The organism is Streptomyces sp. GESEQ-35 (genome assembly GCF_017948485.1).
In the GTDB taxonomy this organism is placed as follows: domain Bacteria; phylum Actinomycetota; class Actinomycetes; order Streptomycetales; family Streptomycetaceae; genus Streptomyces.
This window is the reverse complement of record NZ_JAFFSX010000023.1, coordinates 104120-124693: the sequence shown is the minus strand read 5'-3', so window position 1 is coordinate 124693 and position 20574 is coordinate 104120. Positions and strand designations below refer to the sequence as shown.

Annotated in this window: 18 protein-coding genes; 10 read left to right on the top strand and 8 right to left on the bottom strand. The window is 67.6% G+C overall.

Annotation, left to right across the window (positions count from 1 at the left end; translation table 11 throughout):
* Positions 1–53 precede the first annotated feature (53 nt).
* The 4 genes from rpsK to truA all read left to right on the top strand — a co-directional run bounded on the left by rpsK (position 54) and on the right by truA (position 3204).
* Positions 54–458, top strand: coding sequence for a 30S ribosomal protein S11 (gene rpsK, locus KCH87_RS34785; protein ID WP_003956432.1), 405 nt, complete (start codon positions 54–56; stop codon positions 456–458).
* Positions 459–578: 120 nt separating this feature from the next.
* Positions 579–1601, top strand: coding sequence for a DNA-directed RNA polymerase subunit alpha (locus KCH87_RS34780; RefSeq protein WP_003966937.1), 1023 nt, complete (start codon positions 579–581; stop codon positions 1599–1601).
* A 117-nt stretch (positions 1602–1718) separates the two neighbouring features.
* Complete coding sequence (rplQ, locus tag KCH87_RS34775) at positions 1719–2216, top strand: 50S ribosomal protein L17 (protein ID WP_210591624.1); 498 nt, start codon at positions 1719–1721, stop codon at positions 2214–2216.
* 127 nt (positions 2217–2343) lie between these two features.
* The gene (truA, locus tag KCH87_RS34770) at positions 2344–3204 is read left to right on the top strand and encodes a tRNA pseudouridine(38-40) synthase TruA (protein ID WP_210591622.1); all 861 of its coding nucleotides are present in this window, start codon (positions 2344–2346) and stop codon (positions 3202–3204) included.
* A gap of 6 nt (positions 3205–3210) precedes the next feature.
* On the opposite strand, the gene KCH87_RS34765 is transcribed toward truA, so the two are convergent.
* The 6 genes from KCH87_RS34765 to KCH87_RS34740 all read right to left on the bottom strand — a co-directional run bounded on the left by KCH87_RS34765 (position 3211) and on the right by KCH87_RS34740 (position 11663).
* Positions 3211–5238, bottom strand: a complete 2028-nt coding sequence (locus KCH87_RS34765; RefSeq protein ID WP_308298992.1) for an acyltransferase family protein — start codon at positions 5236–5238, stop codon at positions 3211–3213.
* Between the two features lie 35 nt (positions 5239–5273).
* Positions 5274–6371 (bottom strand): NDP-sugar synthase, encoded by a 1098-nt coding sequence (locus KCH87_RS34760; RefSeq protein ID WP_210591619.1) that lies wholly within the window; start codon positions 6369–6371, stop codon positions 5274–5276.
* Between the two features lie 15 nt (positions 6372–6386).
* Complete coding sequence (locus KCH87_RS34755; protein ID WP_210591617.1) at positions 6387–7616, bottom strand: hypothetical protein; 1230 nt, start codon at positions 7614–7616, stop codon at positions 6387–6389.
* A gap of 21 nt (positions 7617–7637) precedes the next feature.
* A complete protein-coding gene (locus KCH87_RS34750) occupies positions 7638–9089 on the bottom strand; it encodes a glycosyltransferase family 2 protein (RefSeq protein WP_247197258.1) in 1452 nt (483 codons plus the stop codon).
* A gap of 252 nt (positions 9090–9341) precedes the next feature.
* A complete protein-coding gene (locus KCH87_RS34745; protein ID WP_247197277.1) occupies positions 9342–10685 on the bottom strand; it encodes a glycoside hydrolase family 26 protein in 1344 nt (447 codons plus the stop codon).
* Between the two features lie 90 nt (positions 10686–10775).
* Complete coding sequence (locus KCH87_RS34740; protein ID WP_210591612.1) at positions 10776–11663, bottom strand: hypothetical protein; 888 nt, start codon at positions 11661–11663, stop codon at positions 10776–10778.
* A 296-nt stretch (positions 11664–11959) separates the two neighbouring features.
* Here KCH87_RS34740 and rplM point away from each other — a divergent pair, with 296 nt between their 5' ends.
* From rplM to glmM, 3 genes are all read left to right on the top strand, one after another.
* Positions 11960–12403 carry a 50S ribosomal protein L13 gene (rplM, locus tag KCH87_RS34735; RefSeq protein ID WP_210591609.1) on the top strand — a complete coding sequence of 148 codons (444 nt, stop codon included), beginning with the start codon at positions 11960–11962 and terminating at the stop codon, positions 12401–12403.
* A gap of 42 nt (positions 12404–12445) precedes the next feature.
* Positions 12446–12967: a 30S ribosomal protein S9 gene (rpsI, locus tag KCH87_RS34730; protein WP_210591607.1), complete on the top strand. Its 522-nt coding sequence runs from the start codon at positions 12446–12448 to the stop codon at positions 12965–12967.
* Between the two features lie 209 nt (positions 12968–13176).
* Entirely contained in the window at positions 13177–14535 is a 1359-nt protein-coding gene (gene glmM, locus KCH87_RS34725; RefSeq protein ID WP_210591604.1) for a phosphoglucosamine mutase, read from the top strand.
* 81 nt (positions 14536–14616) lie between these two features.
* Here glmM and KCH87_RS34720 read toward each other — a convergent pair whose 3' ends face one another.
* Positions 14617–15555 carry a DUF389 domain-containing protein gene (locus KCH87_RS34720; protein WP_210591600.1) on the bottom strand — a complete coding sequence of 313 codons (939 nt, stop codon included), beginning with the start codon at positions 15553–15555 and terminating at the stop codon, positions 14617–14619.
* A 41-nt stretch (positions 15556–15596) separates the two neighbouring features.
* Positions 15597–16574, bottom strand: a complete 978-nt coding sequence (gene coaA / locus KCH87_RS34715; protein WP_247197257.1) for a type I pantothenate kinase — start codon at positions 16572–16574, stop codon at positions 15597–15599.
* Between the two features lie 181 nt (positions 16575–16755).
* Here coaA and KCH87_RS34710 point away from each other — a divergent pair, with 181 nt between their 5' ends.
* The 3 genes from KCH87_RS34710 to glmS all read left to right on the top strand — a co-directional run bounded on the left by KCH87_RS34710 (position 16756) and on the right by glmS (position 20510).
* Positions 16756–17766, top strand: coding sequence for an ATP-binding cassette domain-containing protein (locus KCH87_RS34710; protein WP_210591594.1), 1011 nt, complete (start codon positions 16756–16758; stop codon positions 17764–17766).
* Complete coding sequence (locus tag KCH87_RS34705) at positions 17763–18572, top strand: ABC transporter permease (RefSeq protein ID WP_210591591.1); 810 nt, start codon at positions 17763–17765, stop codon at positions 18570–18572. The genes KCH87_RS34710 and KCH87_RS34705 overlap by 4 nt, the downstream gene beginning before the upstream one ends.
* Before the next feature lie 90 nt (positions 18573–18662).
* Positions 18663–20510 (top strand): glutamine--fructose-6-phosphate transaminase (isomerizing), encoded by a 1848-nt coding sequence (gene glmS / locus KCH87_RS34700; protein ID WP_210591588.1) that lies wholly within the window; start codon positions 18663–18665, stop codon positions 20508–20510.
* The last annotated feature ends 64 nt before the right edge of the window (positions 20511–20574 follow it).

The following is a 20574-nucleotide window of genomic DNA, read 5'->3' as shown; positions in this document are numbered from 1 at the left end:
CTTCATCAGCGGTCTTCGCTGTAGGACCGACCACCTCCCCGTAGGAGTTATAGATGCCCCCCAAGGGTCGTCAGGGCGCTGCCAAGAAGGTGCGCCGCAAGGAAAAGAAGAACGTCGCTCACGGCCACGCGCACATCAAGAGCACGTTCAACAACACGATCGTCTCCATCACGGACCCGTCCGGCAACGTGATCTCCTGGGCCTCCGCCGGCCACGTCGGCTTCAAGGGCTCCCGGAAGTCCACGCCGTTCGCCGCGCAGATGGCCGCCGAGTCGGCTGCCCGCCGCGCCCAGGAGCACGGCATGCGCAAGGTCGACGTGTTCGTCAAGGGCCCGGGTTCCGGTCGTGAGACCGCCATCCGTTCGCTCCAGGCGACCGGTCTTGAGGTCGGCTCCATCCAGGACGTCACCCCGACCCCGCACAACGGCTGCCGTCCGCCGAAGCGCCGCCGCGTCTGACGCACGGCCGGTAGTTTTTGGGCTTTCGGGCGGTACGGCTCTTCGGAGGCGTATCGCCCGTACCCTTGCAGTAGCAGTAGGGCGTCAAATAGCGGGCGCCCATGACTGAAGGATCGCAACATGCTGATTGCTCAGCGTCCCTCGTTGACCGAAGAGGTCGTAGACGAGTTCCGCTCCCGGTTCGTGATCGAGCCGCTGGAGCCGGGCTTCGGCTACACCCTCGGCAACTCCCTCCGTCGTACCCTCCTCTCCTCGATTCCCGGCGCTGCTGTCACCAGCATCCGGATCGACGGTGTCCTGCACGAGTTCACCACCGTGCCGGGCGTCAAGGAGGACGTCACCGACCTGATCCTCAACATCAAGCAGCTGGTCGTCTCCTCGGAGCACGACGAGCCGGTCGTGATGTACCTGCGCAAGCAGGGTCCGGGTCTGGTCACCGCCGCCGACATCGCGCCGCCGGCCGGTGTCGAGGTGCACAACCCCGACCTCGTCCTCGCCACGCTCAACGGCAAGGGCAAGCTGGAGATGGAGCTCACGGTCGAGCGTGGCCGTGGTTATGTCTCCGCCGTGCAGAACAAGCAGGTGGGCCAGGAGATCGGCCGTATCCCGGTCGACTCCATCTACTCGCCGGTGCTGAAGGTCACGTACAAGGTCGAGGCCACGCGTGTCGAGCAGCGGACCGACTTCGACAAGCTGATCGTCGACGTCGAGACCAAGCAGGCCATGCGTCCGCGTGACGCCATGGCGTCCGCCGGTAAGACCCTGGTCGAGCTGTTCGGTCTCGCCCGTGAGCTGAACATCGACGCCGAGGGCATCGACATGGGCCCGTCCCCCACGGACGCCGCCCTTGCCGCTGATCTCGCCCTGCCGATCGAGGAGCTGGAGCTCACCGTTCGGTCGTACAACTGCCTCAAGCGTGAGGGCATCCACTCCGTGGGTGAGCTGGTTGCGCGCTCCGAGGCCGACCTGCTGGACATCCGTAACTTCGGTGCGAAGTCCATCGACGAGGTCAAGGCGAAGCTGGCCGGCATGGGCCTGGCCCTGAAGGACAGCCCGCCCGGATTCGACCCCACCGCTGCTGCGGACGCGTTCGGCGCGGACGACGACGCGGACGCCGGCTTTGTGGAGACCGAGCAGTACTGATCGGTTCCACCTCCGGGGTTCGCGTCAGCGGACCCCGGATCTCCGACAGACGACCGTCTGCTCGGATACTGACCCCGGTACCTGATACGGCCGGGGCAGACACACAGGAGAAGAACCATGCCGAAGCCCGCCAAGGGTGCCCGTCTGGGCGGCGGTGCCGCGCACGAGAAGCTGCTTCTCGCGAACCTCGCGAAGGCGCTGTTCGAGCACGGCCGTATCACCACCACCGAGGCGAAGGCCCGCCGTCTGCGGCCGTACGCCGAGCGTCTGGTCACCAAGGCGAAGAACGGCGACCTTCACAACCGCCGTCAGGTGCTCCAGGTGATCACGGACAAGAGCATCGTGCACACGCTCTTCACCGAGATCGGCCCGCGCTACGAGAACCGTCCGGGTGGCTACACCCGCATCACCAAGATCGGTAACCGCCGTGGCGACAACGCGCCCATGGCTGTCATCGAGCTGGTCGAGGCGCTCACCGTTGCACAGGCTGCGACGGGTGAGGCCGAGGCGGCGACGAAGCGTGCCGCCAAGGACAGCGAGGCTGCTGTTGAGGCTCCGGTCGAGGACGCCAAGGTTGACGTGACCAAGGCCGACGAGGAGTCCAAGGACGCGTAAGGCTGTCCTTTGGCTGCGGCGCCGTCGTGGTTGCTCGCGCAGTTCCCCGCGCCCCTTACGGGGCGCTCAGCGGGTCCGTTCCTTTCGAGGGGCGGGCCCGCTTTTGTGTACCTGAAAGGATCCAGGGGTGAGTGACGAAGTTCAGCCCGGTTACGTCCGTGTCCGGCTCGACCTGTCGTACGACGGGACCGAGTTCTCCGGCTGGGCCAAGCAGGCCGGTGGGCGCAGGACCGTGCAGGGGGAGATCGAGGATGCCCTGCGGACTGTCACGCGGTCGGGGAACACGACGTATGAGCTGACCGTGGCCGGGCGTACCGATGCCGGGGTGCACGCGCGGGGGCAGGTCGCGCATGTCGATCTGCCTCGGGAGGTGTGGGGGGAGCATCACGAGAAGCTGCTCAAGCGGCTTGCCGGGCGGCTGTCCAAGGATGTTCGGGTGTGGGCCCTGCGGGAGGCGCCCAGCGGCTTCAACGCACGGTTCTCGGCTGTCTGGCGGCGGTATGCGTATCGCGTCACCGACAATCCGGGTGGTGTTGATCCGTTGCTGCGCAGCCATGTCCTCTGGCACGACTGGCCGCTCGACGTCGACGCCATGAACGAGGCGGCGGGGCGGCTGTTGGGCGAGCACGACTTCGCCGCCTACTGCAAGAAGCGGGAGGGGGCGACCACCATTCGTACCCTTCAGGAGCTGAGCCTGGTGCGGGGCGACGACGGGATCATCACCGCGACGGTTCGGGCCGATGCCTTCTGCCACAACATGGTGCGGTCGTTGATCGGGGCGTTGCTGTTCGTGGGGGACGGGCATCGGGGGGCCGACTGGCCCGGCAAGGTGCTCGCCGCCGGCGTACGCGACTCCGCCGTGCACGTCGTACGGCCGCATGGGCTGACGCTGGAGGAAGTCGGTTACCCCGCCGACGAGTTGCTGGCCGCGCGGAACAGGGAGGCGCGGAACAAGCGGACGTTGCCGTCGGCGGGGTGTTGCGGGTGAGGGGGGTCAGTCGGCCAGGACCGCTTTCAGGGTCGGCTGGAGATAGGGAACCAGCGTCTTTGCGTAGCCTGCCGTGATGTGGCTCGAGTCGAAGTAGACGATCTGGTCGGCGATCACCGTCGGGCATACGTTGTCGGCACAGAACGCGGGCAGGGTGTCGATGACTTCGGCGCCGTGGCGCTTGGCCACCTTCTGCTCCATCGCCCGGTACTCGGGATACTCGATGGCCTGGTCCTGTGCGGGATTGCAGGCCGAGATGTCGTCGGTGTGGGTGGCGAGACAGTCCGGTACGTTCCTGCCGGGCTGCGGGGTGTCCGTGAGGTAGACCAGCTTGGCGCCGGTGTCCTCGAAGACCTGGAAGGCCTTTTCGGCGCCGGCTTCGCGCGCCTCTTGGCGGACACGGTTGGTGACGACGATGACATCGGGCTTGAGGCTCTTGAGCTGTTCGAACGCCGATTCCCGCCAGCTGTCGCACTCGGAGTACTCGCGGTTCAGCTCGGGGTTCTTGATGGAGTAGACCTCGGGGGAGCAGCCGCCCTTCGCCATGGTGATGATCTTGGCGTTGAGCTTCTTCCCGATCTCATGGAAGGCGTCGCCCCACTGCCAGGCGTGGGAGTCGCCGATCACGACGATCGAGGCCTTCCCCTGAGGGTCTCCGATGACGCAGTTGTCGCGCATGACGAACTCGGTGACATCGGTGTTGTCGATACAGCCGTAGTGGGTCTTGTCGTCGGGAGACTTCGGCAGAGAGCTCTGGGCGACGTTGGAGAGCTTCGTCTGGGGCACGGAATTCCTCACCGAATCCGGGCCGGAGTAGCCGACGGTCCCGTCCGCGGCGACGGCCGTGGTCGAGAGGTTCAGCGGGAGCGCGGTCATGGCGAAGGCCGCGGCAGCGGCGGTGCCCGCAACGGCCGTACCGCCGGCGAAGATTCCCTTCCAGGGGCGGGCCACCAGCTGGGGGTTGTTCCGGAAGCGGGCCTCGACCATGTAGAACATGGCGTACGCCAGGATCAGCGACAGCGAGGCGACACGGAACCGGTCCGAGTAGGAGAGCTCGTGGCCGGTGATGTCCGGCCAGAGGATGAGGATCGGCCAGTGCCAGAGGTACCAGCCGTAGCTGACGTTGGCGACGGAGTTGAACACCGGGTTGTTCAGCAGCCGTTCCGCGCCCAGGCGGGGAGCGGCACACCCGCCGGCGATGACCATGGAAGCGCCCAGTACGGGGCCGGCCACGGCGTATCCCGGCAAGGCGGTTTCCGGGGTGATGAGGAGCGCGGTGCCGATCGCGGTGGCCAGTCCCGCCCAGGAGATGAACGCCGCCAGCCCACGATTCATTCGGGAGAGAAGCGGAGCACCGAGGGCCAGCAGGATGCCGAAGGTGAGTTCCCAGATGCGGGTGTGGGTGCCGAAGTACGCGAGGGGCTGGTTCGAAGCGGTCTGCTGGACGGACAGATACAGTGACCCGCCCACCACGGCCACGAGGAACAGGCCCACCAGGACGCGGTTGCGGAAGACGGTGCGGCTCAGCCAGACCGTGGTGAACAGGACGAGCGGGGCGGCCACATAGAACTGTTCCTCGATGCCCAGCGACCAGAAGTGCTGGTACGGGGACTGGGTTCCGTCGTTGGCGAAGTAGTCGGTGCCCGTCTCGACGAGCCGCCAGTTCATGATGCTCAGTGCGGAGGCGAGACCGTCCTCCATGTAGCCGCGGAACCTGAGCGGGCTGCCGTAGACCCATGCCAGGGCCGCCGTGGCGAGGATGACGACGGCCATGCCCGGGGCGAGTCGCCGCATACGGCGGGCCCAGAACTTGCTCAGTGACACCTTGCCGGTCTTGTCGATCTCGGCGAGGAGCTGGCTGCCGATGAGGAAGCCGCTCAGCACGAAGCTGACGTCCACGCCGCCGTGGATGTCGAGTATGCCGACGTGCATGCTGACCACCATCATGATGGCGACGGCACGCAGGCCCTGAATGTCCGGCCGGTACTTGCGAAGAGGCTCTGTCTGCGCGGCCGTTGAACGATGGCGGGTCACGGTTCTCCAGTAACTGTCCGGGCGGGCCGGCGACTTCAGTGGACCGTCGGGCAGGCGACAGCCGTACCGCTGACGCGCACACCCTGGGCAGGAATGCGGATGCCGCACGACAGCCGGAGCTGGGCGGGCAGTTCGTTCTGGGCGCCGACGTGCGCATGGCAGCCCACCACGGCCTCGAGAAGGAACGATTCGCTGCCGATCGAGGAGTCGTGGTCGACCACGGACTCGTGGATCCGGGCACCGTCGGCCACGGTGACGTTCCCGCCGATGATGGAGCGGTCGACGACCACATGTGCGCCGATGACGGCGTGCGGGCCGATCGTCGAGCCGCCCGTGATGCGGGCGGTCGGGTCGACGGTGGCTGTGGGATGGATCAGGGCATCGGCCGGGCGCTCCACCAGGGGAGAGGCCGCCGTGCCGGTGATCAGGTCGGCGGACCCGTGGACGAAGGCCAGCGGTGTGCCGAGGTCCCGCCAGTAGTCGGTCGTGATGTGGCCGAAAACGCGCTGCCCCTGGGCGACGAGCTGCGGGAAGGTCTCCTGCTCGACCGAGACCTCGCGGTCGGCCGGAATGGCGTCCAGCACGGACCGGCTGAAGACGTAGCAGCCGGCGTTGATCTGGTCGGTGACGCACTCCTCGGCCGTCTTGGGCTTCTCGAGGAAGGACAGCACCCTTCCGGTCTCGTCGGTGGGGACCAGGCCGAAGGCGCGCGGGTCGGCGACCCGGGTGAGGTGCAGGGTCACATCCGCTCGGTGCGCCTCGTGGTGCTCCAGGATGGCGCGCAGATCGACGCCGGACAGGATGTCGCCGTTGAGGATGAGAACAGGTGCATCCGACGTACCGCGCAGCAGGCGGGCCGCGTTGCGGATGGCGCCGCCCGTGCCGAGCGGGACGCTCTCGACCGCGTAGGAGATCTCCAGCTCCTGGGAGAAGTCCCTGAACTCCTCCTCGAAGAGACTGGCGAGATATGAGGTGGCGAACACCACGTGCTCGACCCCGGCGTCCATCAGCTTGGCTATCTGGTGCCGGATGAAGGACGAGCCCGCGACGTTCAGCAGCGGTTTCGGGGTGTGGTTCGTCAGGGGGCGCAGGCGGGTTCCCTTGCCGCCCACCAAAATGATGGCTTCTTGCATGATTGCCTCGCTCGGTCAGCTAGCGGTGTCGGTCCCAGGGCCTGCGTAATCAGAGGTGAAGCAGGACTTGATGGCTTTCTCGGTGAGAGGGCGCCCGGCGAAGTCGAGCCGGGAGGCGACCTTGTCGTCCGGCTTCGAGTTCGGGTCGTCGTCGAAGTAGACCGACCACCAATAGACGCCGCTCATCTGGCGTTCCTGCACGACCTGGCAGACGGCGGTGTACCAGTTGGCCTGCACCTGGGGGTTGACCGCGCGTTTGGTGTAGAAGTCGCCGGGTGCTTTGTAGGCGCCCTTCATCGCGCCGATGCCGGCCTCGGCGATGGTGATGTTGGGCAGCGGGCCGGTGGCCTTCTTGTCCAGCCAGTCGTTCCAGCCGTCCACCAGTGTGTCGACGGGCGCGGTGTCGGCCACCTTCACGGGGAAGTAGGCGTCCACGCCGAGGTGGCTGACCGGCATGTTGATGCGGCCGGAGACGTAGTTGTCCCAGTTGGCGTCGTAGGCGACCTCGCCGGAGAAGGTCTTCTCGGCGGAGGCGACCAGGGTGTCCCAGCGGGTGTCGCCCTCCATGGAGTTCAGCTCGGTGCCGATGACGAAGGTCGCCGCCTGCTCACCTTCCGCTGCCTTCAGGTAGGGCGTCAGGAACTTCTTGTACGAGGAGAACCAGGCGTCGCGGTCGGCGGGGTCGATCTTTCCGCGCCAGCCGCCGTTGTCCACATCGAGGGACGTCTCGTCCATCAGCGGCCGTACGGTCGTGCGCAGCCCGGCCTCGTGGAAGATCTGAAGGACGCGGGTGAGCCGCTCGGGCGTGGGTGTCCTGCCACCTTGGCTGATCTTGGTGGAGTCGAGGTCGCCGGTGAAGAAGGGGAAGCTCACGCTGACGGAGTTGGCGTGCAGACCGACCAGGTAGTCGGCGTGCAGTCTGGCCTGCTTCTCGACGTACTCGGTGGAGTGCTTGGGGTTGTCCTCCCAGTAGAGCTGGACGCCCCACTGCGGCATGCCCTCCTTCCATTCCTGGTCCACCTTGGCGATGTCCGAGGCTCCCGGGGTCGAGGTGCCCGGGGCGGTGGTCCCGTCGGCGGGGGCATCCGACCGCCCGGTGTCCTCGCCGTTGAGGACGAGGTCGGGCAGGAGTGAGCCCGCCTCCCAGCGCAGCGGATGGTCACCGGCGACGAAGGGGACCGCGATCACGAAGGAGATGACGGTTACGGGCAGCACGGCGAGCAGAGGCAAGCGGGCGCGCTTCATGAGGTGTCGGTCTCTTCCGGGTCAGGCGGGCTTGGCGATGACGACGAACTTGTTCTCCTCGCGGCGGATGAACTTCCACAGGCCCTTGATGCCGCCGATCCCCTCGATGAGGGAGAACAGGGGCAGCATGAGGATCACCGCGAAGGGCTCCCACCACTTGCGCCGGCCGTTCGCCGAGGCGATCGCGTTGAGCCGCAGGCCCTCCCAGTACGCCCAGATCACATAGGCGAAGCTGATCGACCACAGCACGACGACCGACTGGGTCACGGGGGAGGTGTTCATGTCGCCGATGAACCAGCCCAGGAAGATCACAGTGCCGACGTGCTGGAGCGGGCCCAGGATCCAGCTCGTCACACAGATGGTCAGGAACCAGCGGTAACGGAGCGGCACCTTGCGGTTGAAGCAGAGGGCGACCAGGCCCCAGGCCCAGCGCTCGCGCTGCTTGATGAAGTCCTTGGAGTTGGCCGGTGAGGCGCCGTAGCAGCGGCCGTTGAACCAATCGCTGCGGCCCGGGTAGATACGGCAGAAGGTCAGGGCCAGCCGGGCGTCCTCGACGATCTCCTTGGGGCCGAAGTCCCAGCCGATCTCGGCTTCGATGGACGCGCGGATGACGAGGAGCTCGCCGTGCACGCCGGCGGCCGGCGTGCCGAGGCCCGTGAAGGCGCGGAATCGTGCGATGTCGTCCGCCGGGCGAATGGCGTCGGCGAACCACGTGAACATGCTGACCGCGTTCTCCCGCGGGTACGTCAGGATGCCCTGCGCCATGTGCTTGACCTCGTCGGGCGTGGCCCGGCGCTGGCGGTTGATGAACTGGGCGAGGGACGCCGCGGTGTCGGGGCCGACGCCGGTGTCGTCGTCCATGTGCAGCACCCAGACGTTCTCCAGCGCCTCGCCCTCCTCGATGCGCAGCTCGTGGGCGTAGTTGTTGGCGCGGGCCTTGAACCGGGTGCCGTTCCTGGTCTGGTAGACCTTCGGGACCGTGACCACGCGGATCAGGGGGCTGGTCGCCGCCAGGGCGTCGATCCGGTCGGCGGCCTCGCAGCCCTCCTCGGTGAGGACGTCCACCCGCATGTACGGGAACCACTCGGGGAGGTGCTCCACGTAGGACAAGACGGAACGTTCCAGCGCCGGGTAGGTGTCGTGCCGGCCGATGGTCGGCACGAGCGTGATCAGGAAATCCGTCTCCACCGGAGCGGGCGGGGTCATCAGATGCGCCTTGCGGTTACGGCGGCGGATCAGGACGAAGCCCTGTATGGACACGAGTACACCCGGGACGGGCAGGGCCCAGCAGATGGTGATCAGCCAGGCCAGCGGTGAGTCGGAGGGTGTGTACGACCAGAGGCTGAAGACGAGCAGCCCTACCAGAGGAATGAGGAACGGCAAAATTCCCGGCCGCCAAGCCGCCGTGCGCTTGGCCAGTTTCTGATTGTGCCGCGAATGCGGCACACCCCCGTCAACCAGTGTCGATGCCATGACGACTGCGGAACTCCCGTGAGATCGGTGGTGCGTTGAGGCAGCGACAGATCTCAGCCGTGGCACGCCGGAGCGCAGCACGGCACCTTCACTCTGGGATCCCCACCCCTCAACGCCTCGTTGGCGTTAGCCGGCCACTCGCCGCTCAGATGCCCCCCAGGCGCCCAAACAAATTGGCCGAACAGGAGCACGATACTTGCATGCGTGTCGGGTGCATGGAACAGGTGTGAGGGAGATGTGTTCAAAAGTTAATCAAGTGAAGTCTTGCGCCGTGATCACGCGAGACGAGTGGTACGTCCGTTTCACGTCCTCTGCGGTGTTCTTCTTCCGGGGCGCGGAGACGTTGTCGTACGACAGTGCCTGCCCCCACACCGTCCACAGCACCCATGGCGTTCCGGCCAAGGTCTTCGGCTGCGCCGCGTTGAGCGGTACGTGGAAGGACTCGGAGACGATCCGGGGCCTGCGGAACTCCTCCAGGCCCCGGTGCCACACCTCGGTCCAGGCTCCCCGGCCGAACGGCTCGGCCGGGGTGTCGCTGTAGTCGTCGACGCCGACGATGTCGACATGGCGCCCGCCCGGGTAGTACGCCCCGGGTTCCCGGCCGTAGGTGCCGTCCCAGGAGTTCGGCGCCCACACGAAGATCAGGTTGTGCAGGCCGCGACGGTGCACGAGGTAGTCGTATGTCACCTGCCACAGCTCCCGGAAGGCGGCCGGGTCCTGGCCCGCCCACCAGAAGCCGCGGCCCGGCGCCGTGTTCATTTCGTGGTACGGCCGCAGCAGCACCGGTACGCCACGGTCGGCGAGGTAGCCCAGGTGGTCCGCGAGATAGGCGAGGTCGCGCAGCAGGTCCCTGTGCTCGGCGGTGCCCCGGCTCACGACCCGGGTGAACCAGCGGGGGTCCTTCGCCGCGGGAGAGTTGCGACGCAGGGTCTGCTCGAAGCCCTTGACGGGGCTGCCCGGGTACGGCTGGTGGAAGGAGAACCCGACCAGGCCCGCCGGAGCGCCCCCGTTGTGCGGCAGGGAGACCTCGGTTCCGGACGCGCATTCACGGTGCGTGCCGGAGGTGCGGTACGAGCCGTCGGCCGCCCTGGGCAGTCCCGCCCACACGCCGACGGCGAGGTCCACGGCGTCCTCGACGTACCCCCAGGACGGGCGGCAGCTGGGCCATGCGCCGGAGTAGGAGCGCGCCTGGCCCACCGCCCAGCCGGGCTGGCCGTAGCCGGGGCCGAGGTCCAGCTCGACGAAGCCGGGCAGGCGGCCGGTGATGTCGCGGGCCTTGCGGTAGTAGTAGCCCGGCGCCTTGGTGCCGCGGTAGTCGCCGTACTGCGCGTTGTACCGCTCGTTGTGCAGCTCCACGTGCTGGCCGATCACCGTACGGCTCGGGCGGCCGCGGCGCGCGGCGTTCTCCAGCTGGGCGAGCATGGCGTACACCCGGCGCGCCTCGGGGGTCGCCCCGGGGTCCCGGTCCCGCAGATCGGTCGGGACCGCGCGGGGTCCGGCCCCGCCCTCGTCCTGGTCGGGCCAGGCCCACACTCCCAGCGGGGCCAGCAGCGCGCCGCCTGCCGCGGCCCCGAGCAGCCCGATCCGGCCCCGCATCCGCACGACCCCCGCCCCCTCCCCGACACGACGTGCGGCGATTGTCGCCCGGTACGGGAGGCTCCGGCGGACGGGGGAGCGGGTGCGGCGTTACTCGTTCGCCGCCGCCGAGGCCTGGGCCTCGCCCCGCCTGCGGATCTGGCGGAACGTGAACTCGGCCAGGTCGTCGCCGATCTGGAAAACCTGCGTGTCCTTCGTCGTGACGTCCTTGCCGTTGAAGAAGCCGGCGACGGTGAAGTAGGCGTAACGGCCGTAGGAGTTGGTGGTCGTGCGGCACAGGGCGGCATTGCAGAAGGGCTTGACGCCGCCGCCCGCCAGGGACGCGATGACGCTCTTGTCGTCGGCCTGCCCCTTGGCCTTCGTCGCCTGTGCCTCGGTGTCGAAGACGGCCACGCCGACCGTCACCGCGGCGCCGTCCTTGAGGTAGGTGACGCGCAGGAGGCGGGTGCAGTCGTTGGCGGTGAGGATCTTGCCGAGGGTGCCCTGATCGTTGACGGCCGAGGCACATTTCGTCGTGTCCGCCGTCGGGCCCTTCTTGTACACCGTCTCGCCCATGGTCAGCTGCGTGCCCGGGAAGAGGATCTGCGCGCCGAGCGGAGCGGTGTCCTTGCTCTTGGTGGCGATGAAGTCCTTCGGATCCAGCGGCGGCGGCGCGCTGGTCGGCGCGAACGACGGGTCCGTCCCGGACGCGCTCGGGATGTCCGCGGTCGACGGCAGCTGGGAGGACGGGTTGCCGGACGCCTCACTGTCGCCGTTCGCCGACACCACGGCCACGGCGACCGCGGCGCCTATCGCGACGGTGGCCAGCGCGCCGCCGCCGACGAGCAGCAGTCTGCGACGCTTGTTGCGCGTCTCCGACGCCTCGGCGAGTGCAGCCCAGTCCGGTGTCCGGGTGTCGCCGTCGCTCCACGGCTGCTGCTGCGAATTCGGTTTCCAGGGATCCCACTGGGACTGAGGACCCCCCTGCCCAAAGCTCATGGGCCGCATCTTAGACGGGACGGCAACCTGTGTGCCCGCCTGTCTCACAGGTCACGGTGGGACCAGTGGCCGCGATGTCGTTTTGACCCATCCGGGGCGGCGCGGGTACTCTTCAAGTTCGTTATGCGTATCGGCTTGGTCGTTTTCACGCGAGAGGCCCTTACGTAGGTTCCCTGGAGCAGTTACCAGTGGGCGGCATACGGGCAACGTTCCCGGCATTGTCGTCCCCAGCTGCACGATCGCTTCAGTGATGCCATGTGTCAGGACCCATCCACTGAAGAAGCGAAGGCTACGAAGTGCGTACGTACAGCCCCAAGCCCGGCGATGTGACTCGCCAGTGGCACGTCATTGACGCCCAGGACGTCGTCCTCGGCCGTCTGGCTACCACCGCTGCGAACCTCCTCCGTGGCAAGCACAAGCCGGTCTATGCCCCGCACATGGACATGGGCGACTTCGTCATCATCATCAACGCCGACAAGGTCCACCTGTCCGGCAACAAGAAGACCCAGAAGCTGGCGTACCGCCACTCCGGTTACCCGGGTGGTCTGCGCTCCGTCCGTTACGACGAGCTGCTGGCGAAGAACCCCGAGAAGGCCGTCGAGAAGGCCATCAAGGGCATGATCCCCAAGAACACCCTGGGCCGTCAGATGCTCACGAAGCTGAAGGTCTACTCGGGCGAGAACCACCCGCACGCTGCGCAGCAGCCGGTTCCGTTCGAGATCACCCAGGTCGCGCAGTAAGTCCGGCCACCCCCTAAGACTGAAGAGAATCTGAGGAGAATCGTGGCCGAGACCACCGTCGAGACGCCCGTCGAGGGCGAAGAGATCGTCGACATCGAGAGCTACACCACCGAGTCCGAGGTGCCCGTCGAGGGCGAGTACACCTCGGAGTCCATGGCTTCCCAATTCGGCGAGGCCCAGCCGGCCGCCGGCCTGGGTCGCCGTAAGAACGCCATCGCCCGCGTCCGGATCGTCCCGGGCACCGGCAAGTGGAAGATCAACGGTCGCACCCTTGAGGACTACTTCCCCAACAAGGTGCACCAGCAGGAAGTCAACGAGCCGTTCAAGGTCCTCGAGCTCGAGGGCCGCTACGACGTCATCGCCCGCATCGCGGGTGGCGGCGTCTCGGGTCAGGCCGGCGCCCTGCGCCTCGGTGTGGCCCGTGCACTGAACGAGGCCGACGTGGACAACAACCGCGGCGCCCTCAAGAAGGCCGGCTTCCTCCGCCGCGACGACCGTGCGGTCGAGCGCAAGAAGGCCGGTCTCAAGAAGGCTCGCAAGGCCCCGCAGTACAGCAAGCGCTAATCACCGCGGCGTCTGCTCGTACTCCGAACGCCCCGGCGGCACGCCACAGTGCCGTCGGGGCGTTCGTTTATCACAGCCAGAGGCGTATAACGACACAAGACGCTCAAAGGCTGGCGTGATCGGATGCTTTCCAAACAGGGGTTTCATCAGATTCTTAGAGGGCTTCAAGTTTGAGCCCCTTCCGGGAACTGTGAACGTATGGAGGACAAGTGGGACGACTCTTCGGCACGGACGGCGTGCGCGGTGTCGCCAACGCGGATCTGACGGCCGAGATGGCGCTCGGCCTCTCCGTCGCCGCGGCGCACGTACTGGCCGAGGCCGGCACGTTCGAGGGGCACCGGCCGACCGCCGTGGTCGGCCGAGACCCGCGTGCGTCCGGGGAGTTCCTGGAGGCCGCCATGGTCGCGGGCCTGGCCAGCGCGGGTGTGGACGTCCTGCGCGTCGGTGTGCTGCCGACGCCCGCGGTCGCCCACCTCACCGGCGCGCTCGGCGCGGACCTCGGTGTGATGCTCTCCGCCAGCCACAACGCCATGCCCGACAACGGCATCAAGTTCTTCGCCCGCGGCGGCCACAAGCTCGCCGACGAGCTGGAGGACCGAATCGAGGCCGTCTACGAGGAGCACCGCACCGGCGCTCCCTGGAACCGGCCCACGGGTGCGGGTGTCGGGCGGGTGCGGACGTACGAAGAAGGGGCCGACCAGTACGTCGCCCACCTTCTCTCCGCGCTGCCGAACCGCCTCGACGGGCTGAAGATCGTCCTCGACGAGGCACACGGCGCTGCCGCGCGGGTTTCGCCCGAGGCGTTCTCGCAGGCCGGCGCCGAAGTGATCACCATCGGTGCCGAGCCGGACGGGCTCAACATCAACGACGGCTGCGGCTCCACGCATCTGGGCCTTTTGAAGGCCGCCGTCGTCGAGCACGGAGCCGCGCTCGGTATCGCCCACGACGGCGACGCCGACCGCTGTCTCGCCGTCGACCACGCCGGTGAGGAGGTTGACGGCGACCAGATCCTGGCCGTACTCGCGCTTGCGATGCGGGAGCGTTCCGCACTGCGCTCCCACACCGTTGTCGCGACGGTCATGTCGAACCTGGGCTTCAAACTGGCCCTGGAACGCGAGGGACTGACGCTCATTCAGACCGCCGTCGGTGACCGGTACGTCCTGGAGGAGATGAAGCGGCACGGCTACGCGCTCGGTGGCGAGCAGTCGGGGCATGTCATCATCCTCGATCACGCCACCACCGGTGACGGGACGCTGACCGGGCTGCTGTTGGCGGCCGAGGTGGCCCGTACGGGTCGTACGCTGCGGGATCTTGCTTCTGTCATGGAGCGGTTGCCGCAGGTGCTGATCAATGTGCCGGACGTTGACAGGTCGCGGGTGAAGACCTCTGCCGAGCTGGCCAACGCGGTTACCGAGGCCGAGCGTGAACTCGGGTCTACCGGGCGGGTGTTGTTGCGGCCGTCCGGTACCGAGCCGTTGGTGCGGGTGATGGTTGAGGCCGCGGATATTGATCAGGCTCGGTCTGTGGCGGGGCGGCTTGCGGATGCTGTGAAGTCGGCGTTGGGCTGAATTGCCGGGTAGGGGCGGGGGGTTCTGTCTCGTTGCGGGCTGCGGGTCTCGTTGTGGCTTGTCGCGCAGTTCCCCGCGCCCCTAGAGGGCGTTGCTCTTCCCGCGTTGTGTTGTCCAGAGCCATTTCTGGGCCAGGAGTGTCAGGGTGCCGGCGAGGATGATGCCGAGCAGGTTCAGCAGGAGTTGCTCTGTGGAGCCCCAGGTCTGTTTGGTGTCGCCGTAGCTCAGGGCGACTGCCGCGTTGGCTGCTGCGGGGACTGTCGTCACGGAGATGGCGACGCCTACCAGGGCGCCCGACTTGGCGGAGGTCAGGGACAGGGTGCCGGCGATGCCTGCGAGGACCGCCACGATGAAGGAGAACGCGTCGGGGGCGTAGACGAAGGCCGTGTTGGGGCGGTCGTCCTCCAACTGCCCTTCTGAGAACTGACCGATCGCGTCCATGAAGAGGCTGAAACCGACCGTCACCGCCATCGCCACCCCGAAGCCGACCAGCAGCGCGGTCAGGGAGCGCAGGGCGAGGCGCGGATGGCGCTGGACGATCGCCGTGGAGAAGCCCGCCAGCGGGCCGAACTCCGGGCCGACCGCCATCGCGCCCACGATCAGGATCGCGTTGTCGAGGACCACACCGCAGGCCGCGATCATCGTGGCGAGCGTGATGAAGGCGACGTACGTGATCGACAGCGTCGACTCCTCGTGCGTCGCGTCCGAGAGGTGCTCCCACAGGACCGCGTCCGCGCCCTCGCCGGGTGCTTCGTCCTCGGCCTTCTCGGCGCGCTTGGAGAGCGACAGGTCGATGTTCTCGACGGCGATCGAGCCGGTCTTGTCGAGGTCCAACGCCCTTAGCGCGCCGATGAGTTCGTCGCCCGCCTCGCGTGCGACGTCGCACATCACGACGTCTCCCGCAGGGTTGCGGGCGGCGCCCGGCATCACCACGAGGTGCGTGGCGCCGACCGTCTTCTCGATCAGTCGGACCACGTCGTCGGTCTTGTCGGCCGGGGTGATCAGGCGCAGATGCAGCATGACGCCTTTTTAACAGGCCTGCGTTGCGTCCGGGGGCCCGGCTACAGCTTGCGCAGGCTCAGCCGCTGCACCTTGTGGTCAGGGCCCTTGCGGATGATCAGGGTGGCGCGGCCCCGGGTGGGGGCCACGTTCTCGATGAGGTTCGGCCTGTTGATCGTGCGCCAGGTGGTGCGGGCGTAGTCGAGGGCCTCCTCCTCGGAGACCTGGGTGTACTTGCGGAAGTACGACGACGGGTTCTGGAAGGCGGTGTCGCGGAGTTTGCGGAAACGATTCAGGTACCAGCGCTCGATGTCCTCGGGACGGGCGTCGACGTACACGCTGAAGTCGAAGTAGTCGGCGAGACCGACCCGGGTGCGGCCGTCCTTGCCGGGGAGGGCGGGCTGGAGCACGTTCAGCCCCTCGACGATCAGGATGTCCGGGCGGCGGACCGTGAGCTTCTGGCCGGGGACGATGTCGTAGATGAGGTGGGAGTAGACGGGCGCGGTGACCTCGTCCTTGCCCGCCTTGATGTCGGCGACGAAGCGGGTGAGGGCGCGGCGGTCGTACGACTCGGGGAAGCCTTTCCGCGACATCAGGCCGCGGTCCTCCAGCTCCTTGGTGGGCAGGAGGAAACCGTCGGTGGTGACCAGCTCGACGCGCGGGTGTTCGGGCCAGCGGGAGAGCAGGGCCTGAAGAAGGCGCGCGACCGTGGACTTTCCCACGGCGACGGAGCCGGCGACGCCTATGACGAACGGTGTGCCGGACTGGGAGCCCTTTTCGCCGGTGTCACCGAGGAACGTGTTCAGGGCGCCTCTGAGGCCGTCGGTGGCGCCGATGTAGAGGTTGAGGAGCCGGGAGAGCGGGAGGTAGATGTCCCGCACCTCGTCGAGGTCGATGACATCGCCGAGGCCGCGCAGCTTCTCGACCTCCTCGGCGGTGAGCGGGAGCGGCGTCTTGTTGCGCAACGCGCTCCACTCCGTGCGGGTGAGGTCGACGTAGGGAGTCGCCTCCGGCCTGTGCCGGTGGGCGCTCCGGGGCATCGAGGAGACCGGAGAGATCACAGTCCATTGTTACGGGCGTACGAACGGTTGGCGGGGTGGGGTCCGTCACGTGGCCGCATCCCGGGGCGAACCCGGGCAAGGGGGGAATGTCAGTGGCGTGCGTCACAGTTGTGGGAAGGGTGGGCCCAGGCCGGGGTCCATGAACGTCGAGGGGTGACTCATGACGTATGCGATTGAGGCGGAAGGCCTGGTCAAGCGGTTCAAGGAGACCGAGGCGCTGGCCGGGGTCGACCTGGGGGCCCGCAAGGGCTCGGTGCTCGGGCTGCTGGGTCCCAACGGCGCGGGGAAGACGACCGCCGTACGGATCTTCGCGACCCTGCTGCGCCCCGACGCCGGCCGGGCCCATGTGGCCGGTCACGATGTGGTCCGGGAGGCCGGAGTCGTCCGCGCCCTCGTCGGGCTGACCGGGCAGTACGCGGCGGTGGACGAGAACCTGACCGGTACCGAGAATCTGCTGCTCATCGGCCGCTTGCTCGGTATGCCGCGGCGCGAGGCCAAGGCGAGGGCGGGTGAGCTGCTGGAGCGCTTTCAGCTGACGGACGCGGCCGGGCGGGCCGTGAAGACGTTCTCCGGAGGCATGCGCAGGCGGCTCGACCTGGCGGCCAGCCTTGTGGGCCGGCCCAGCATCCTCTTCCTGGACGAGCCGACCACCGGCCTGGACCCGCACAGCCGCGGTGAGCTGTGGGACCTGCTGCGGGGCCTGGTCGCGGACGGTGCGACCGCCCTGCTGACCACGCAGTATCTGAACGAGGCCGATGTACTCGCCGACGACATCGTGGTGATCGACAAGGGCCGGGTGATCGCCGAGGGCACGCCGGACCAGCTGAAGTCGCAGGTCGGCGGCCAGGTGCTGCAACTGCGGCCGGTGCTGGCGCAGGATCTTGCGCGGGCGCATCTTCTTGTCGCCGAGGCGGCCGGTCCGCAGACCCAGATAGAGGGCGAGACGGTGACGGCCCCGGTGAAGGACCCCGCGCTGATGCCGGCCGTGGTGCGCACGCTCGACCGTGAGGGCATCGCGGTGCGCGAGCTGGCACTGCGCCGCTCCTCGCTCGACGAGGTCTTCCTGGCCCTGACGGGCCACCGCGCCGAACCCGGCGAGCCCGAGGGCAACGGCGGCACGGCCGTACGGGACTCCGACAGCGAGTTGGAGAAGGCGGTGAGCCGGTCATGACCGCGACGACTGTGACGGCACCGATCACCAAGTCGGGCCGTGTGCCGCCACTGGCCGGGTTGCAGCAGACGTTCACGATGGCCTGGCGGAGCCTGGTCGCGGTGAAGCACAATCCGCTCGAACTGGTCGACTACAGCATCACGCCGATCATGTTCGTGTTCCTCTTCACCTACGTGCTGGGCGGGCAGATGGCCGGGTCGCCGGAGGCGTATCTGAAGTACGCGTTGCCCGGGATCATCGTGCAGAACACCCTGTTCATGACCATGTACACGGCGATGGCGCTCAACACAGACCTCACCAAGGGCGTCTTCGACCGCCTGCGCAGCCTGCCGATAGCCCGCTCCGCCCCGCTCATCGGGCGGATCACCGCGGATCTGGCCAAGCATGTGTGGGCGATGCTGCTGATGATCGGCCTCGGTCTGGCGCTCGGCTTCCGGATCACCGGCGGACTGGACGGCTTCCTGCTCGGGGCGCTGCTGCTGGTGGTGTTCGCGGCGGCGGTGTCCTGGAGCGCGGTGCTGATCGGGATGCTCGCCGGGGACGCGGAGAAGGTACAGGCGTTCGCGTTCACCATCATCTTCCCGATCACCTTCACCAGCAGCGCGTTCGTCATGGTGGACACCATGCCGGGGTGGCTCCAGGCGTGGAGCGACGTCAATCCGGTGACACATCTGTCGGATGCGTTCCGGGGGCTGCTGCTGGGTGGGGCGGTGGCGGAGCCGGTGCTGTGGTCGTTGGTCTGGGCTGCGGGGATCGCGCTGGTGTTCTATCCGTTGGCCATGAGGGCGTATCGAGCCAAGACATGAGCAATCCGAGGGCTCGTAACCGGCTGAGAATTTCCGATTTCGGGCAGGAGGTGCCGCGTTCAGGCGGGCGTCGGACCTTAGGCTGCGGCCATGTGCGGAATCGTGGGATACGTGGGGTCGCAGTCGGCGCTTGATGTGGTGATGGCCGGGCTGAAGCGGCTGGAGTACCGGGGGTACGACTCGGCGGGTGTGGCGGTGCTCGCGGATGGCGGGATGGCCGCCGCGAAGAAGGCCGGGAAGCTGGTCAACCTGGAGAAGGAACTCGTCGACCGGCCGCTGCCGACGGGGACGACGGGGATCGGGCACACGCGGTGGGCCACGCACGGTGGGCCGACCGATGCCAATGCCCATCCGCATCTCGACAACGCCGGTCGGGTCGCCGTCGTGCACAACGGGATCATCGAGAACTTCGCCGGTCTGCGGGCCGAGTTGGAGGAGCGGGGGCACGATCTCGCCTCCGAGACCGACACCGAGGTCGTCGCGCATCTGCTCGCCGAGGAGTTCTCGTCATGCGCCGATCTCGCGGAGGCGATGCGGCTGGTGTGCCGGCGGCTGGACGGGGCGTTCACGCTCGTTGCGGTGCATGCGGACGAGCCCGATGTGGTCGTGGGGGCGCGGCGGAACTCGCCTCTTGTGGTGGGCGTTGGAGAGGGTGAGGCCTTTCTCGCCTCGGATGTCGCCGCGTTCATCGCCCATACGCGGTCGGCGATCGAGCTGGGTCAGGACCAGGTGGTGGAGCTGCGCCGGGACGGGGTGACGGTGACGGGCTTCGACGGCCGTCCGGCCGACGTGCGCTCGTATCACGTCGACTGGGATGCGTCGGCCGCGGAAAAGGGGGGCTATGACTACTTCATGCTCAAGGAGATCGCCGAGCAGCCCAAGGCGGTCGCCGATACGTTGCTGGGACGCATCGACGCTTCCGGGTCGCTGACGCTGGACGAGGTGCGGATCCCGGGCGCCGCGCTCCGGGAGATCGACAAGGTCGTCATCGTCGCCTGCGGTACGGCCTTCCACGCGGGGCTGATCGCCAAGTACGCCATCGAGCACTGGACGCGGATTCCCTGCGAGGTGGAGCTCGCGAGCGAGTTCCGGTACCGGGATCCGATTCTGGATCAGCGGAGTCTGGTGATCGCCATCTCCCAGTCCGGCGAGACCATGGACACGCTGATGGCCCTACGGCATGCGAGGGAACAGGGCTCGAAGGTCCTGGCGATCTGCAACACCAACGGCTCGACGATTCCGCGTGAGTCGGATGCGGTGCTGTACACGCACGCCGGGCCGGAGGTGGCCGTCGCGTCGACGAAGGCCTTTCTGACGCAGCTCGTGGCCTGCTATCTCGTCGCCCTGTATCTGGGGCAGGTGCGGGGCACGAAGTGGGGTGACGAGATCGGTGCGGTGATCCGGGATCTGTCGCACATCTCCGGTGAGGTCGAGCGGGTGCTGGAGACCATGGAGCCGGTGCGGGAACTGGCGCGGTCCCTCGCCGAGAAGAACACGGTGCTGTTCCTGGGGCGGCACGTGGGGTATCCGGTCGCGCTGGAAGGGGCGTTGAAGCTCAAGGAGCTGGCGTACATGCACGCCGAGGGCTTTGCGGCGGGGGAGTTGAAGCACGGGCCGATCGCGTTGATCGAGGAGGATCTGCCGGTGGTGGTGGTCGTGCCTTCGCCTCGGGGGCGGTCCGTCCTTCACGACAAGATCGTGTCCAACATTCAGGAGATCCGGGCGCGGGGGGCGCGGACGATCGTGATCGCGGAGGAGGGGGACGAGGCGGTTGTGCCGTATGCGGATCACTTGATTCGGATTCCGGCGACTCCGACGTTGCTTCAGCCGCTCGTGGCCACGGTGCCGCTCCAGGTGTTCGCGTGTGAGCTGGCGACCGCGCGGGGCAACGAGGTGGATCAGCCTCGGAACCTGGCGAAGTCGGTGACGGTGGAGTAGTCGTCCTTCACGCGACGGTTCAGGTTCGAGTGACACAGCCTCCACCTTACGGAAGCGCGTTCGA

What these genes read in the sequence shown, in the direction of transcription:
- coaA (WP_247197257.1), bottom strand. Translation starts at nt 16,574, where the DNA reads ATGCCCCGGAGCGCCCACCGGCACAGGCCGGAGGCGACTCCCTACGTC.
- KCH87_RS34720 (WP_210591600.1), bottom strand. Translation starts at nt 15,555, where the DNA reads ATGCTGCATCTGCGCCTGATCACCCCGGCCGACAAGACCGACGACGTG.
- KCH87_RS34750 (WP_247197258.1), bottom strand. Translation starts at nt 9,089, where the DNA reads ATGGCATCGACACTGGTTGACGGGGGTGTGCCGCATTCGCGGCACAAT.
- KCH87_RS34705 (WP_210591591.1), top strand. Translation starts at nt 17,763, where the DNA reads ATGACCGCGACGACTGTGACGGCACCGATCACCAAGTCGGGCCGTGTG.
- KCH87_RS34740 (WP_210591612.1), bottom strand. Translation starts at nt 11,663, where the DNA reads ATGAGCTTTGGGCAGGGGGGTCCTCAGTCCCAGTGGGATCCCTGGAAA.
- rpsK (WP_003956432.1), top strand. Translation starts at nt 54, where the DNA reads ATGCCCCCCAAGGGTCGTCAGGGCGCTGCCAAGAAGGTGCGCCGCAAG.
- KCH87_RS34745 (WP_247197277.1), bottom strand. Translation starts at nt 10,685, where the DNA reads ATGCGGGGCCGGATCGGGCTGCTCGGGGCCGCGGCAGGCGGCGCGCTG.
- KCH87_RS34755 (WP_210591617.1), bottom strand. Translation starts at nt 7,616, where the DNA reads ATGAAGCGCGCCCGCTTGCCTCTGCTCGCCGTGCTGCCCGTAACCGTC.
- KCH87_RS34780 (WP_003966937.1), top strand. Translation starts at nt 579, where the DNA reads ATGCTGATTGCTCAGCGTCCCTCGTTGACCGAAGAGGTCGTAGACGAG.
- KCH87_RS34760 (WP_210591619.1), bottom strand. Translation starts at nt 6,371, where the DNA reads ATGCAAGAAGCCATCATTTTGGTGGGCGGCAAGGGAACCCGCCTGCGC.
- KCH87_RS34710 (WP_210591594.1), top strand. Translation starts at nt 16,756, where the DNA reads ATGACGTATGCGATTGAGGCGGAAGGCCTGGTCAAGCGGTTCAAGGAG.
- glmS (WP_210591588.1), top strand. Translation starts at nt 18,663, where the DNA reads ATGTGCGGAATCGTGGGATACGTGGGGTCGCAGTCGGCGCTTGATGTG.
- rplQ (WP_210591624.1), top strand. Translation starts at nt 1,719, where the DNA reads ATGCCGAAGCCCGCCAAGGGTGCCCGTCTGGGCGGCGGTGCCGCGCAC.